Source organism: Acidovorax sp. LjRoot194 (genome assembly GCF_964253015.1).
Classification (GTDB): domain Bacteria; phylum Pseudomonadota; class Gammaproteobacteria; order Burkholderiales; family Burkholderiaceae_C; genus Acidovorax.
On the sequence record NZ_CAXUQB020000001.1, the window covers coordinates 4,267,058 to 4,280,000 of the forward strand.

General features: G+C 66.0%; 11 protein-coding genes. 3 read left to right on the forward strand and 8 right to left on the reverse strand.

Features of this window, described 5'->3' with window-relative positions; translation table 11 throughout:
• The first annotated feature begins 14 nt into the window (after positions 1-14).
• Positions 15-1,016 carry a cytochrome d ubiquinol oxidase subunit II gene (locus ACSQ3N_RS19430; RefSeq protein ID WP_369817176.1) on the forward strand — a complete coding sequence of 334 codons (1,002 nt, stop codon included), beginning with the start codon at positions 15-17 and terminating at the stop codon, positions 1,014-1,016.
• A 170-nt stretch (positions 1,017-1,186) separates the two neighbouring features.
• On the opposite strand, the gene ACSQ3N_RS19435 is transcribed toward ACSQ3N_RS19430, so the two are convergent.
• The 8 genes from ACSQ3N_RS19435 to ACSQ3N_RS19470 all read right to left on the reverse strand — a co-directional run bounded on the left by ACSQ3N_RS19435 (position 1,187) and on the right by ACSQ3N_RS19470 (position 10,801).
• On the reverse strand, positions 1,187-2,326 hold the full coding sequence (locus tag ACSQ3N_RS19435) for an ABC transporter substrate-binding protein (RefSeq protein ID WP_056170757.1): 1,140 nt from the start codon (positions 2,324-2,326) through the stop codon (positions 1,187-1,189).
• Positions 2,327-2,570: 244 nt separating this feature from the next.
• The gene (locus tag ACSQ3N_RS19440) at positions 2,571-3,524 is read right to left on the reverse strand and encodes an NAD(P)H-dependent flavin oxidoreductase (RefSeq protein WP_436147181.1); all 954 of its coding nucleotides are present in this window, start codon (positions 3,522-3,524) and stop codon (positions 2,571-2,573) included.
• Between the two features lie 169 nt (positions 3,525-3,693).
• The gene (locus tag ACSQ3N_RS19445) at positions 3,694-5,484 is read right to left on the reverse strand and encodes an acyl-CoA dehydrogenase (protein WP_056170304.1); all 1,791 of its coding nucleotides are present in this window, start codon (positions 5,482-5,484) and stop codon (positions 3,694-3,696) included.
• A gap of 77 nt (positions 5,485-5,561) precedes the next feature.
• A complete protein-coding gene (locus tag ACSQ3N_RS19450; RefSeq protein WP_436147182.1) occupies positions 5,562-6,494 on the reverse strand; it encodes an electron transfer flavoprotein subunit alpha/FixB family protein in 933 nt (310 codons plus the stop codon).
• A gap of 12 nt (positions 6,495-6,506) precedes the next feature.
• A complete protein-coding gene (locus ACSQ3N_RS19455; RefSeq protein WP_436147183.1) occupies positions 6,507-7,256 on the reverse strand; it encodes an electron transfer flavoprotein subunit beta/FixA family protein in 750 nt (249 codons plus the stop codon).
• Positions 7,257-7,463: 207 nt separating this feature from the next.
• Complete coding sequence (locus tag ACSQ3N_RS19460) at positions 7,464-8,801, reverse strand: mechanosensitive ion channel family protein (protein WP_056170760.1); 1,338 nt, start codon at positions 8,799-8,801, stop codon at positions 7,464-7,466.
• Between the two features lie 5 nt (positions 8,802-8,806).
• A complete protein-coding gene (locus ACSQ3N_RS19465; RefSeq protein WP_056170313.1) occupies positions 8,807-9,598 on the reverse strand; it encodes an enoyl-CoA hydratase in 792 nt (263 codons plus the stop codon).
• Between the two features lie 297 nt (positions 9,599-9,895).
• Positions 9,896-10,801, reverse strand: a complete 906-nt coding sequence (locus ACSQ3N_RS19470; RefSeq protein ID WP_056170316.1) for a histone deacetylase family protein — start codon at positions 10,799-10,801, stop codon at positions 9,896-9,898.
• A gap of 101 nt (positions 10,802-10,902) precedes the next feature.
• Between ACSQ3N_RS19470 and ACSQ3N_RS19475 the strand changes: the two genes are divergently transcribed.
• Positions 10,903-11,823: an AAA family ATPase gene (locus tag ACSQ3N_RS19475; RefSeq protein WP_436147184.1), complete on the forward strand. Its 921-nt coding sequence runs from the start codon at positions 10,903-10,905 to the stop codon at positions 11,821-11,823.
• A 3-nt stretch (positions 11,824-11,826) separates the two neighbouring features.
• Entirely contained in the window at positions 11,827-12,870 is a 1,044-nt protein-coding gene (locus ACSQ3N_RS19480; RefSeq protein ID WP_436147185.1) for a DUF58 domain-containing protein, read from the forward strand.
• The last annotated feature ends 73 nt before the right edge of the window (positions 12,871-12,943 follow it).

Genomic DNA, 12,943 nt, shown 5'->3' on the forward strand with positions numbered 1-12,943 from the left:
AGAACACCATGGAAATGACCCTGGCCCACACCCTGCCCCTGGTCTTCATGGCCGTCATGGGCCTGGCTCTGCTCGCCTACGTGATTTTGGACGGGTACGACCTGGGCGTGGGCATCCTGCTGCCCCTGGCCACCGATGCCGAAAAGGACGTGATGGTCTCCAGCATCGGCCCCTTCTGGGACGCCAACGAAACCTGGCTCGTGCTGGGTGTGGGCGTGCTGCTGATCTGCTTTCCGATGGCGCACAGCGTGGTGCTGTCGGCACTGTACCTGCCCGTGGCGGCCATGCTGCTGGGGCTGACCCTGCGCGGCGTGGCGTTCGACTTTCGGGTGAAGGCCCGCGATGCGCACAAGGCCACCTGGAACAAGCTGTTTGCCGGTGGCTCGCTGGTCACCACGCTGGCGCAGGGCTGGATGCTGGGCGCGTATGTGACCGGGTTTCAGAACGACGCCTGGGGCCTGCTGTTCTCGGCGGGCATCGCGCTCACGCTGCCGGCGGCGTACGCCATGCTCGGTGTGGGCTGGCTGCTGATGAAGACCGATGGCGACCTGCAGACCAAAGCCGCCACGTGGGGCCAGCGCGTGCTGTGGCCCATGGGCCTGGCGCTGCTGGGCATCTCGCTGGCCACACCGCTGGTCAGCCACACGGTGTTCGCCAAATGGTTCGTACTGCCCGAGCTGTTCGCGCTGCTGCCGATTCCGCTGGCGTGCGTGGCGGCGTTCTTCGCCATCCGCCACGTGCTGGGCACGCCGCGCGTGGTGCAGGCCGGCTACGGCTGGATCGTGTTCGTGGCCACGGTGCTGATCTTCATGCTGGCGTTCCTCGGCCTGGCCTACAGCATCTACCCGTACATCGTGATCGACCGCCTCACGGTGTGGGACGCCGCCAGCGCACCGGAGTCGCTGGTCGTGATCGGCATCGGCATGGCCATCACGCTGCCGGCGATCATCGTGTACACGGTCTTCATGTACCGGGTGTTCTGGGGCAAGGCGCGGGAGCTGACGTATGGGTTGTGAAGGGTCAGCGATGCAGGCCGCACACCACCAAGACCGTTCGCGCTGAGCCCGTCGAAGCGCCGTGCAAGGCTTCGACAGGCTCAGCCCGAACGGATGGAGGCTGCAGAAGCTGCTCCATCTCGCTACCTCATGGACTCGCCCAACACCCCGCCGCTGCAGCCAGCTCAATATCAATACCGCAAGCTCCCCTCCGCATCCACAATGGCCAGCTCCACATAGGTAGACCCGTTGTGGCTCCTGGGCGAGTACTTGACGTTGAAGCGCCCGAACGAGATCTCGCCCGCGTCTTCCATGGTCTTGGTGAACGACTCGGTGGTCAGGTTGCGGCCGGTGCGGCGCAGGCCCTCCACCAGCAGCCGGGCGTGCACGAAGCCCTCGAACTGCGAGGCCGACGGCTGGGCGTTGGGCGACTTGGCGCGCAGCAGGGCCAGGTACTCGGCCACCACCGGCACGGTGGTGTTGCGCAGCGACGGCATGATCTGCGCCAGGATGATGCCGCGCGCCTTGTCCTTGAGCTCGCGCTGGATCACGTCCATGCTGGCCACCGAAAATCCGTAGTACGCCGGCCGCGCCGCCGTGGCCTGCACGGCCTTGACGAAGCTGGTGAACGTGGTGCCCGCCGTGGCCACGATGACGGCCTGCGGCTGCGCCTTCTCGGCCGCTTGCGCGGCGGCCGCGAAGTCGGGCTGCTTGGGGTCGACCTTGATCTCGGCGACGAACGCGAGCTTTTCTTCGTCGGATGCCTTCTTGAGTTCGGCCAGCAGTGTCTTGCCCAGGCCGTCGTCCTGGTAGAACACCGCCACGCGGCTGATGCCCTGCTGGCGCAGCTGGGACACGATCTTGGTGGCCTCGCTGGCGTAGCCTGCGCGCACGTGGAAGACCAGCGGGTTCAGCGTTTCACGGAACACCGATGCCCCCGTGACCGGGCCGAACAGCAGTGTGCGGTGCTCCTTGATCAACGGCAGGATGGCGGCGGTCTGTGCCGTGCCGGTGCTGTTGTAGATCATGAAGACCTTGTCGGTCTCCAGCAGCTGGCGCGTGTTCTCCACGGCCTTGGCGGTGTCGAAGGCGTCGTCCAGCGTGGTGTAGCGGATCATGCGGCCGTGCACGCCGCCCTGCGCGTTCACGGCGTCGAACATCAGCCGCGAGCCCTCTCCGTACTGCGCCGTCTGCGGGCCCAGGGGGCCGGAGAGCACTGCCGACGCGCCCAGCCGGATCTCGTCGTTCGTCACGCCCTCATTGCGGGCATGCGCGCCCTGGCTGGCACCCAGGGCCAGCAACAGCAGGCCCAGCAAAGTTGAACGAAGCATGGCGCGATCCCCCGCGATGATGGTGAGCAGCACTCGCTGTCCGCGGCGCTGATCTGGTTATGGTTCATCATCATTCACCAGGCCGAGCGGCGCCGTCTATTGGGGGTTTGCCCGGTCCCGATCGGTGCAAAAACCTGCCAGAGCCGCTGCACAAACAGCTGCGCCCGCAGCGCGTGACACGCTGCGGGCGCAGGGGAGATACTAGCGGGCCGACCCCACAGCCGGCCTGACGGGGATGCAGAACTCAGAGCTTGAGGCGGGCGCGGGCGGCCTCGTACTCGGTGCGCAGGCGAGCCACCAGGTCGGCGGTGCTGGTCACGGCGTCGATGGCACCGATGCCCTGGCCGCAGCCCCAGATGTCCTTCCAGGCCTTCTTGGCGTCGCCGCCGAAGTTCATCTTGCTGGGGTCGGACTCGGGCAGGTTGTCGGGGTCCATGCCAGCCGCGCGGATGGACGGCGCCAGGTAGTTGCCGTGCACGCCGGTGAAGAGGTTGCTGTAGACGATGTCGTCGGAGTTGCCGGCCACGATGGCCTGCTTGTACTCGTCGCTGGCACGCGCCTCGTGCGTGGCGATGAAAGCCGAGCCGATGTAGCCAAAATCCGCGCCCATGGCCTGCGCGGCCAGCACCGCATCACCGCTGGCGATGGAGCCGCTGAGCGCGACGGGGCCGTCGAACCACTGGCGGATTTCCTGGATCAGCGCGAACGGACTCTTCACGCCTGCATGGCCGCCTGCACCGGCCGCCACGGCGATCAGGCCGTCGGCGCCCTTCTCGATGGCCTTGTGCGCGAACTTGTTGTTGATGATGTCGTGCAGCACCACGCCACCCCAGGCGTGCACGGCCTGGTTCACGTCCTCGCGTGCGCCCAGGCTGGTGATGATGATCGGCACCTTGTACTTGGCGCAGACCTGCATGTCGTGGTCGAGCCGGTCATTGCTCTTGTGCACGATCTGGTTGATGGCGAAGGGCGCGGCGGGCTTGTCCGGGTTCGCCTTGTTGTAGGCGGCCAGCGTCTCGGTGATCTCGGCCAGCCATTCGTCGAGCAACTCGGCCGGGCGCGCATTGAGCGCGGGCATGGAACCCACCACACCCGCCTTGCACTGCTCGATCACGAGCTTGGGGTTGCTGATGATGAACAGCGGCGACCCGATGACGGGGAGCGAGAGGTTCTGCAAAACAGGAGGCAGTGTGGACATGGCAGCGACTTCCAGAACAAAGAATTTGATTCAAAACAGCCCCTACCGCTTGATAGGCAAGCGCTAGCAGCTATTATTTTTATAGCAATCGCCTTGAGACATCACCCAAGGCAAGTCTCCTCACCATCGACGGCAGGGCACGGCTGAGCAAAGGCTGGGCCGGTGCCGATCAGAACGCGTCGAGCGCCAGTTCCGTCACGCTGGCAGCACCTTCGACGATGCTGTCGCGCAGGCCCGGTGCCTTGACCAGGATGTGCTCCGCGTAGAACTGCGCTGTCGTGATTTTTGCCTGCATGAACACGGTGTCCTGTCCCTTGTGCAACAGCTCCTGGGCCACCAGCAGGCTGCGCGCCAGCTGCCAGCCCGCCACGACGTTGCCTGCCAGCATCAGGTAGGGCACGCTGCCCGCGAACACAGCGTTGGGCTGGGTCTTGGTGCCGCCCGCCACGAAGTCGATCACGTCGAGCAGCGCCTTGCGCGCAGCCGTGAGGCGTTTGGCGACGGCCAGGGCGGCCGGGGTGCCGCTGGCCAGCAGCTCGCCTTCGGTGGTCTCGATCTGCGCAGCAATGCCCTTGGCCACCTGGCCGCCATCGCGCGCCGTCTTGCGGCCCACGAGGTCGTTGGCCTGGATGGCGGTGGTGCCTTCGTAGATGGTCAGAATCTTGGCGTCGCGGTAGTACTGCGCGGCGCCGGTTTCTTCGATGAAGCCCATGCCGCCGTGCACCTGCACGCCCAGGCTGGTGACCTCCAGGCTGGTCTCGGTGCTGTAGCCCTTGACCAACGGCACCATGAACTCATAGAACGCCTGGTTCTGCTTGCGCGTGTCGGCGTCCGGGTGGTGGTGCGCGGCATCGAACGCGGCCGCCGCCACGGTGGCCATGGCGCGGCAGCCTTCCACGGTGGCGCGCATGGTCATGAGCATGCGCTTCACATCGGGGTGGTGAATGATGGCCGCGCTGGCGGCCATGGAGCCGTCCACCGGGCGGCTCTGCACGCGGTCCTTGGCGTACTGCACGGCCTTCTGGTAGGCGCGCTCAGAGATCGCGATGCCCTGCATGCCCACGGCATAGCGCGCGGCGTTCATCATGATGAACATGTATTCGAGGCCGCGGTTTTCTTCGCCGACCAGGTAGCCCACCGCACCACCGTGGTCGCCGAACTGCAGCACCGCCGTGGGCGATGCCTTGATGCCCAACTTGTGCTCGATGCTCACGCAGTGCGCGTCGTTGCGCGCGCCCAGCGTGCCGTCCTGGTTGACCATGAATTTGGGCACCACGAACAGGCTGATGCCCTTCACACCCTCAGGCGCACCCGCCACCCGGGCCAGCACCAGATGCACGATGTTCTCGGCCATGTCGTGTTCGCCGTAGGTGATGAAGATCTTGGTGCCGAAGACCTTGTAGCTGCCATCGGCCTGGGGTTCGGCACGCGTGCGCACCAGGGCCAGGTCCGAGCCCGCCTGGGGTTCGGTCAGGTTCATGGTGCCGGTCCACTCGCCGGTCACCAGCTTTTCAAGGTACGTGGTCTTGAGCTCGTCGCTGCCGGCGGTGAGCAGCGCTTCGATGGCGCCGTCGGTCAGCAATGGGCACAGCGCAAAGCTCATGTTGGCGCTGTTGGTCATCTCGATGCACGCCGCACCGATGGTCTTGGGCAGGCCCTGGCCGCCGAAGTCGGCCGGGTGCTGCAGGCCTTGCCAGCCGCCTTCGCCGTATTGGCGAAAGGCCTCCTTGAAGCCGGGGGTGGTGGTGACCACGCCGTCTTTCCAGCTCGACGGGTTCTTGTCGCCTTCGAAGTTGAGCGGAGCCAGCACGCCCTCGTTGAACTTGGCGCACTCTTCCAGCACGGCCTGCGCTGTGTCGAGCCCCGCGTCTTCAAAACCGGGGATCTGCGCGATCTGTTCAATGCAGGCCAGGTGCTCGATGGCGAACAGCATGTCCTTGACGGGGGCGATGTAACTCATGAAAGTCTCCGAGATAGCGGAAAAAACTCAAAAAAAAGGCACCGCAAGCGATGCCTTTTTGCGGGCCAGCGGCGTGCTCAGAGCGCCTTGACCAATTCAGGAACGGCCGTGAACAGATCAGCCTCCAGGCCATAGTCGGCCACGCTGAAGATCGGCGCTTCCGGGTCCTTGTTGATCGCGACGATCACCTTGGAGTCCTTCATGCCGGCCAAGTGTTGGATGGCGCCCGAGATGCCGGCGGCCACGTACAGCTGCGGCGCCACGATCTTGCCCGTCTGGCCCACTTGCAGGTCGTTCGGTGCGTAGCCCGCATCCACCGCGGCGCGCGATGCGCCGATGGCGGCGCCCAGCTTGTCGGCCAGGGGGGTGATGACTTCGTCGAACTTTTCCTTGCTGCCCAGCGCGCGTCCACCGGAGACGATGATCTTGGCGGCGGTCAGCTCGGGGCGGTCGTTCTTGGCGATCTCGCTGCCCAGGAAGGTGCTCTTGCCGGCGTCGGCGGTTGCAGCGGCGGTTTCCACCGCTGCGGAGCCACCAGTGGCGGCAGCAGCGTCAAAGCCCGTGGTGCGCACGGTGATGACCTTCACGCTGTCGGCGCTTTGCACCGTGGCGACGGCGTTGCCGGCGTAGATGGGGCGCTCGAAGGTGTCGGCGGCGACCACCTTGGTAATGTCGCTGATCTGCGCGACGTCGAGCTTGGCGGCCACGCGGGGGGCCACGTTCTTGCCGCTGGCGGTGGACGCGAACAGGATGTGGCTGTAGCTCGAGGCAATGGCCAGCACCTGGGCGGCCACGTTTTCTGCCAGGCCGTGTTCGAGGCCCGGGGCATCGGCATGGATGACCTTGGCGACGCCGGCGATCTGGCCCGCAGCGGCTGCGGCGGCGCCTGCGTTGTGGCCGGCCACCAGCACGTGCACGTCGCCGCCGCACGCCACAGCGGCGGTCACAGTGTTGAGGGTTGCGCCCTTGATGGACGCGTTGTCGTGTTCTGCAATAACGAGTACGGTCATTTCTTGTTCTCCTTAGATGACTTTTGCTTCGTTCTTGAGCTTGTCGACCAGGGCGGCCACATCGGCCACCTTGACGCCGGCGCCGCGCTTGGCGGGCTCGGTCACCTTCAGGGTCTTCAGGCGAGGCGCCACGTCCACGCCGAGGTCTTCGGGCTTGACGATGTCGAGCTGCTTCTTCTTGGCCTTCATGATGTTGGGCAAGGTGACGTAGCGGGGCTCGTTCAGGCGCAGGTCGGTGGTGATGACGGCGGGCAGCGTCAGCGACAGCGTCTCAGCGCCGCCATCCACTTCGCGGGTCACGCTGACCTTGTCGGCCGACAGTTCGACCTTGCTGGCGAAGGTGGCTTGCGGCAGGTCGGCCAGCGCCGCCAGCATCTGGCCGGTCTGGTTGGCATCGTCGTCGATGGCCTGCTTGCCCAGGATGATGAGGCCGGGCTGTTCCTTGTCGAACAGGGCCTTGAGCAGCTTGGCCACGGCCAGGGGCTGCAGCTCGACGTCGGTCTCGACCAGGATGGCGCGGTCGGCGCCGATGGCCATCGCGGTGCGCAGGGTTTCCTGGCACTGGGTCACGCCGCAGGACACAGCGATGACTTCGGTCACCAGGCCCTTTTCTTTCAGGCGCACGGCCTCTTCGACGGCGATTTCGTCAAAGGGGTTCATGCTCATCTTCACGTTGGCGATGTCCACACCCGTATTGTCCGATTTGACGCGGACCTTCACGTTGTAGTCCACCACGCGCTTGACAGGGACCAAGACCTTCATTGCTGCGGCTCCTAGAGTTGGTTGAATTGACGTTTACGTAAACTAGAACATTCTATGCCGCGCTGCAGCGAGAGTGCTACGGAGCCGGGACACAGCGTGCAGGATCGAAAAAAAGAACGATCGTGCTTTTTACGGATTATAGGCGACTGCAGCGGCCACTTGTCCAGTGCGGCTGTCGCATGCGGCAACCGGGGTCTGCGTCAGGGCCTACGGAGCCGCACCGGACGGCGCGGAAGGCGTAACCGCAGGCGCCAGGGCCGCAGGCAATGCGCCATCGACCTGCACATGCATGACCCGCTGCGGGTAGGGGATTTCGATTTTGTGGGCGCGCAAAGCCTTCAGGATGGCGCGGTTGATTTCAGAGCGCAGCCCCAGCGACCCGTTCTCCGGGTCGGCGATCCAGAAGCCCACGGTGAACTCCAGGCCATCGGCCCCAAACGCCGACAAGGCCACGCTGGGAGCAGGGTCGCGCAGTACGCGGCTGCTGGCCAGCGCGGCCTCGGCAAGCAGGCCGGTGGCAAGGTCCACATCGGTCTCGTAAGCCACGCTGACCACCGTGGAGAGCCACACCCGCGTGTCGGCCAGCGACAGGTTCTCGACCCGCTGGATGATCAGCATCTCGTTGGGCACGATTGACTCGCGGCCCGTGGACGAGCGCACCACGGTGTAGCGCGCCCTGATGTCGGTGATGCGGCCTTCGAAATTGTCGACGCGCACGTTGTCGCCGATGCGCATGCTGCGTTCGGCCAGGATCACGAAGCCGCTCACGTAGTTGGACGCGAGCTTTTGCAGGCCAAACCCCAGCCCCACGCCGATGGCGCCACCCAGCACAGACAGTGCGGTCAAGTCGATCCCCACGGCCGACAGCGCCATGATCAGGCCCACGAAAATCAGCAGCGCCCGCACCGCGTTGCTCACCGCCTTGCGCAGCGACAGCTCGGCGCCCGTGGCGGCACGCAGCAGGCGCGCCTCGATGGCGGCCGATATCCACAGCGCGATCAGCAGCACCGCGCCTGCGGTGAGCGCCCCTTCGATGAGAGTGCGCACCGACAGGTTGGAGCCACCGACCTTCCAGTGGATCTGGTCCAGCTCCTCCAGCACCAGCGGCAGCAGGCCCGTGACCCACAGCACCATGCCCAGCCAGGCCACCCAGGAAATCGATCGCTCGATGGGCCGCACCCAGGTGGCGTCCGGGTACGCGGCCTGCAGCACCTTCACGCCGATGCGGATCACCACCAATGACACCAGCACCGGAATCGCCACCCGGAACACCGCCAGCGGCATCCAGTGCATCAACGAGGTGCGGGCCACGTAGGCCAGGCTCAGCAGCGCCAGCGGGAACAGCGCTCCGTCGATGACGCGGGTGCCGAACAGGATCGACCGCGGGTCCCCGTGGTGCAGCCCGCGCTGCAGCAGCGTGACCAGCCACCAGGCCAGCCCCACGCAGGCCACCAGCGCGGCCAGCTCCACCAACACCGTGGGGCGCACAAAGGCCTCGGCCCAGCGCCCCAGGCCGTCCAGCATCAAACTTGCGTCTACAGCCATGGTGTTCACTGCTTCCATTCAGGCTGGCGCTTGTCGGCAAAGGCGCGTGCGCCCTCCTGCGCCGCGGCGTCCATCATGTTCGTGGCCATGGCCTGGCCCGCCAGCTGGTAGGCGGCGTCCATGCCCAGTTCGCGCTGCTGGTACACCAGCGCCTTGCCCATGGCCACGGCCACGCGGGGCTTATTCAGGATGGCCTGCACCAGCTGCTCGACTTCGGCATCCAGCGCGTCGGCCGGCACCACCCGGTTGACCAGCCCCTGCGCCAGCGCGGTGGGCGCGTCGATGAAGTCGCCCGTCAGCAGCATCTCCATCGCCCGCTTGGCCGGCACATTGCGCACCAGCGGCACGCTGGGCGTGGCGCAGAACAGGCCGTAGTGGATGCCGCTGGTGGCAAAGCTGGCGGTGTCGGCCGCCACGGCCAGATCGCACTGCGCCACCAGCTGGCAACCCGCCGCGGTGGCCATGCCCTGCACGCGCGCAATCACCGGCACCGGCAGCTTGTGGATGGTGAGCATCATGCGGCTGCATTGGGCAAACAGCTTTTGGTAGTAAGCCAGCTCGGGGTTCGCGGCCATGTCCTTCAAGTTGTGGCCCGCGCAAAAGGCCTTGCCCGCTGCAGCCAACACCACCACCCGCACCGACTCGTCGCGGCCCGCGGCATCCAGCGCCTGCTGCAGCGCGGACAGCATCTCGGTGCCCAGCGCGTTGAAGCGGGCCGGGTCGTTCAGGGTCAGGGTGACCACGCCGCGCGCATCGCGGGTGGCCAGCAGCAATTGTTCAGAGTTCAAGGTCGTCATATCTTTTCTATTCATAGACAGCGAGCGTCAAACCAAGCACGCTGCCATGCCAGCGCCACCGTGGAACTGGCTCCGCCAGGCCACGGGTGGCGTCCCCTCAGGGGGAAGACGCCGCAGGCGGCTCAGGGGGAGCCAGGGATGCTCTGCACGAATCAGCGCGTCGTGGGCATCTGCGGGCTCGGGCAGTCTGCAGCGTTGCAAATACTCGCAATAGCTCCAGCTATTGCTGCGTTTTGCGCCTTGCAGCCCCTCCCGATCCGCAGCGCCCACTTTCCGCTTGATTCGTGCAGAGCATCCCTAAAGATCCGCAAGGACCCGCAAATGCGCTTCCACGCTGCGCGCCAGCGGCCCCATCACATAGCCGCCTTCCAGGCACGAGACGATACGTCCCTTGGAATATCGCAGCGCCACATCCTTCACCCGCTGGGTGATCCAGGCGTAGTCCTGCTCGGTCAGGCCCAGCTGCCCCATGTCGTCTTCGCGGTGACCATCGAAGCCTGCGCTCACAAAAATCATTTCGGGCTTGAAGGCCTCCAGCCGGGGCATCCACATCATCTCGATGATCTCGCGGATGTCCATGCCGCGGGTGTACGCCGGTACCGGCACATTGACCATGTTGGGGGCCGGGCTCTGGTCTCCGCTGTACGGGTAGAACGGGTGCTGGAAGATGCTGACCATCAGCGCACGCGGGTCGTTGGCCAGAATGTCCTCGGTGCCGTTGCCGTGGTGCACGTCGAAGTCCACCACCGCCACACGCCGCAGGTTGTAGCGCTGCAGCGCGTACTTGGCCGCCACCGCCACGTTATTGAAGAAGCAAAAGCCCATGGCCTTGTCACGGCAGGCATGGTGGCCGGGCGGGCGCACGGAGCAGAACGCGTTCTCGATCTCCCCGGCCATCACCGCATCGGTCGCGGCCAGCGCCGCACCAGCAGCGCGCAGCGATGCCTTCCAGGTGTGGGCGTTGATGGAGGTGTCGGTGTCGATCTGCGCGTAGTGGGGGCCGCCTGCCATCAGCTCTTCGTTGAGCCGGTCGGACAGGCCGCGCAACGCTGCGATGTGCATGCGGCCGTGGGCCAGTTCAATGTCGGCGAGCGACGCCTCGGGGGCGTCGTAGCGCTCCAGCGCATCGCCCACGCCGGTGACCAGCAAGCGGTCTTCGATGGCATCCAGCCGTTCGGGGCATTCAGGGTGACCCGGGCCCATCTCGTGCTTCCAACAGTCCCGATGGGTGAAATAGCCCGTCTTGCTCACAGTCTTGTCCCCGCGTATCGCAATTTTTGGTGTTTTTCGGATAACGTCGCGCTATGAATGCACAGCACAAGATCAAATCCTTACTGGATCAGCTTAACACGGTGATCGTGGGCAAACAGGCGCAGGTACAGGACTGCGTGGCCTGCCTGCTGGCCGGCGGGCACCTGCTCATCGAAGACGTGCCCGGGGTGGGCAAGACCACGCTGGCCCATGCGCTTTCGCGCACATTCGGCCTGCAGTTTTCGCGCGTTCAGTTCACGGCCGACCTGATGCCGAGCGACCTGACCGGCGTATCGGTCTACGAGCGAGGCAAGGAGGCTTTTGTGTTCCACCCTGGCCCCGTATTTGCTCAAGTGCTGCTGGCCGACGAGATCAACCGCGCCAGCCCCAAGACCCAAAGCGCGCTGCTCGAGGCCATGGAAGAAAAACAGGTGTCGGTGGAAGGCGAGACGCGCCCCCTGCCCCACCCCTTTTTCGTGATCGCCACGCAAAACCCGCACGACCAGCTGGGCACCTTCGCACTGCCCGAATCGCAACTGGACCGGTTCCTGATGCGCATCTCCATCGGCTACCCCGACCGGGCTGCCGAGCGCGTGCTGCTGGCCGGCGCCGACCGCCGCGACATGGTGGACACCATGCTGCCCCTGCTGTCCGACGAAGAGCTGGCCGAACTGCAGCGCCAGGTGGTGGCCGTGCACACCGCCGACCCGCTGCTGAACTATGTGCAGGACCTGATCGCCGCCACCCGCTCGGGCCGCTGGTTTTTGCAGGGCCTGTCGCCCCGCGCCGGCATCGCCCTGGTGCGTGCGGCCAAGGCCCAGGCCCTTATCAGCGGGCGCGACTACGTGGCCCCCGACGACGTGCAGGCCGTGCTACCCCAGACGATCGCCCACCGCCTGGTGCCTGTGGGGGATGCGGGGCGCGGGGCTGTGGAGCAGGTGCGGGCCATGGTGGATGCAGTACCGCTGGCCTGACGCATGGACTCCGCTGCCCCGCTTTCCCTCTCACCCTTGGCGCGCTGGCGTGGCTTGGCGGCGCGGCTTAGCCCGATAGCACCGCTGCGCCGGCGCTTTCAGCACTGGTGGCAGGGCCGGTTGCCGCTGAACGACACGCTGACGCTGACCCAGCGCAATGTGTACATCCTGCCCACCGGAGCGGGCTGGATGCTGGCGCTGACGCTGATCGTCCTGCTCATTGCCTCAATCAACTACCAGCTCAACCTGGGCTATCTGCTGACGTTTCTGCTCGCCGGCAGCGCGGTGATCGGCATGCACATCTGTCACGCCAACCTGCGCGGCCTCACGCTGCACCTGAAAGCGCCGGATCCGCATTTCATGGGCACCAGCACGGCGTTCGACATCCAGGTGTCCAGCGAGCGCAAGACGCCCCGCTACGGCATTGCGCTGTCGGTGCACGGCACGGGCAAGGAGCCGCACCACTGGGCCTGGACGGACGTGCCGGCGCAGGGGCAGGCCAGCGTGCAGGTGGCCTTCAAGCCAGAGCGCCGGGGTCTGCACCGTGTGCCCACCCTCACCGCCGAAACCCGGTTTCCGCTGGGCACCTTCCGGGTGTGGACATACTGGCGCCCCGCCGCGCAGGTGCTGGTGTACCCCGCGCCCGAAAATCCCGTGCCGCCCTTACCCTCCGGTGAGCCGCGCACGGGTGGTGCCGGCAGTACGCCGACTCAGGGCATCGGCGAGTTCGACGGTGTGCGCGCCTACCGGCGCGGCGACCCTTTGAAGCTGGTGGTCTGGAAGAAAGCCGCCAAGACCTTGGGCACGGGCACGGATGACCTGGTCAGCCGGGATGCGCAGCAGGCCCAGCGGCAGGAGCTGTGGCTGGACCTGGCGCGCGCCACGCTGCCCGACCATGAGGCACGCATTTCGCGCCTTGCGGCCTGGGTGCTGCAGGCCGACCGGCTGGGGCTGGAATATGGACTGCGCCTGCCGGGCGTGGAAATCCACCCCGACACCGGCGTCGCGCACCGCAGGCGTTGCCTGGAGGCGCTGGCGCTGTGCTGACCACAGCACCGACCCCCCCCTCCGCAACACCCATAAGCCCCAAAAGCTATGTTTTCAATAGCAAACCATTCAC

Excerpts from the sequence above, each read along its gene's own strand:
- ACSQ3N_RS19470 (WP_056170316.1), bottom strand. The coding sequence starts at position 10,801 with ATGGGCCCGGGTCACCCTGAATGCCCCGAACGGCTGGATGCCATCGAA.
- ACSQ3N_RS19430 (WP_369817176.1), top strand. The coding sequence starts at position 15 with ATGACCCTGGCCCACACCCTGCCCCTGGTCTTCATGGCCGTCATGGGC.
- ACSQ3N_RS19465 (WP_056170313.1), bottom strand. The coding sequence starts at position 9,598 with ATGACGACCTTGAACTCTGAACAATTGCTGCTGGCCACCCGCGATGCG.
- ACSQ3N_RS19460 (WP_056170760.1), bottom strand. The coding sequence starts at position 8,801 with ATGGCTGTAGACGCAAGTTTGATGCTGGACGGCCTGGGGCGCTGGGCC.
- ACSQ3N_RS19440 (WP_436147181.1), bottom strand. The coding sequence starts at position 3,524 with ATGTCCACACTGCCTCCTGTTTTGCAGAACCTCTCGCTCCCCGTCATC.
- ACSQ3N_RS19435 (WP_056170757.1), bottom strand. The coding sequence starts at position 2,326 with ATGCTTCGTTCAACTTTGCTGGGCCTGCTGTTGCTGGCCCTGGGTGCC.
- ACSQ3N_RS19475 (WP_436147184.1), top strand. The coding sequence starts at position 10,903 with ATGAATGCACAGCACAAGATCAAATCCTTACTGGATCAGCTTAACACG.
- ACSQ3N_RS19455 (WP_436147183.1), bottom strand. The coding sequence starts at position 7,256 with ATGAAGGTCTTGGTCCCTGTCAAGCGCGTGGTGGACTACAACGTGAAG.
- ACSQ3N_RS19445 (WP_056170304.1), bottom strand. The coding sequence starts at position 5,484 with ATGAGTTACATCGCCCCCGTCAAGGACATGCTGTTCGCCATCGAGCAC.
- ACSQ3N_RS19450 (WP_436147182.1), bottom strand. The coding sequence starts at position 6,494 with ATGACCGTACTCGTTATTGCAGAACACGACAACGCGTCCATCAAGGGC.
- ACSQ3N_RS19480 (WP_436147185.1), top strand. The coding sequence starts at position 11,827 with ATGGACTCCGCTGCCCCGCTTTCCCTCTCACCCTTGGCGCGCTGGCGT.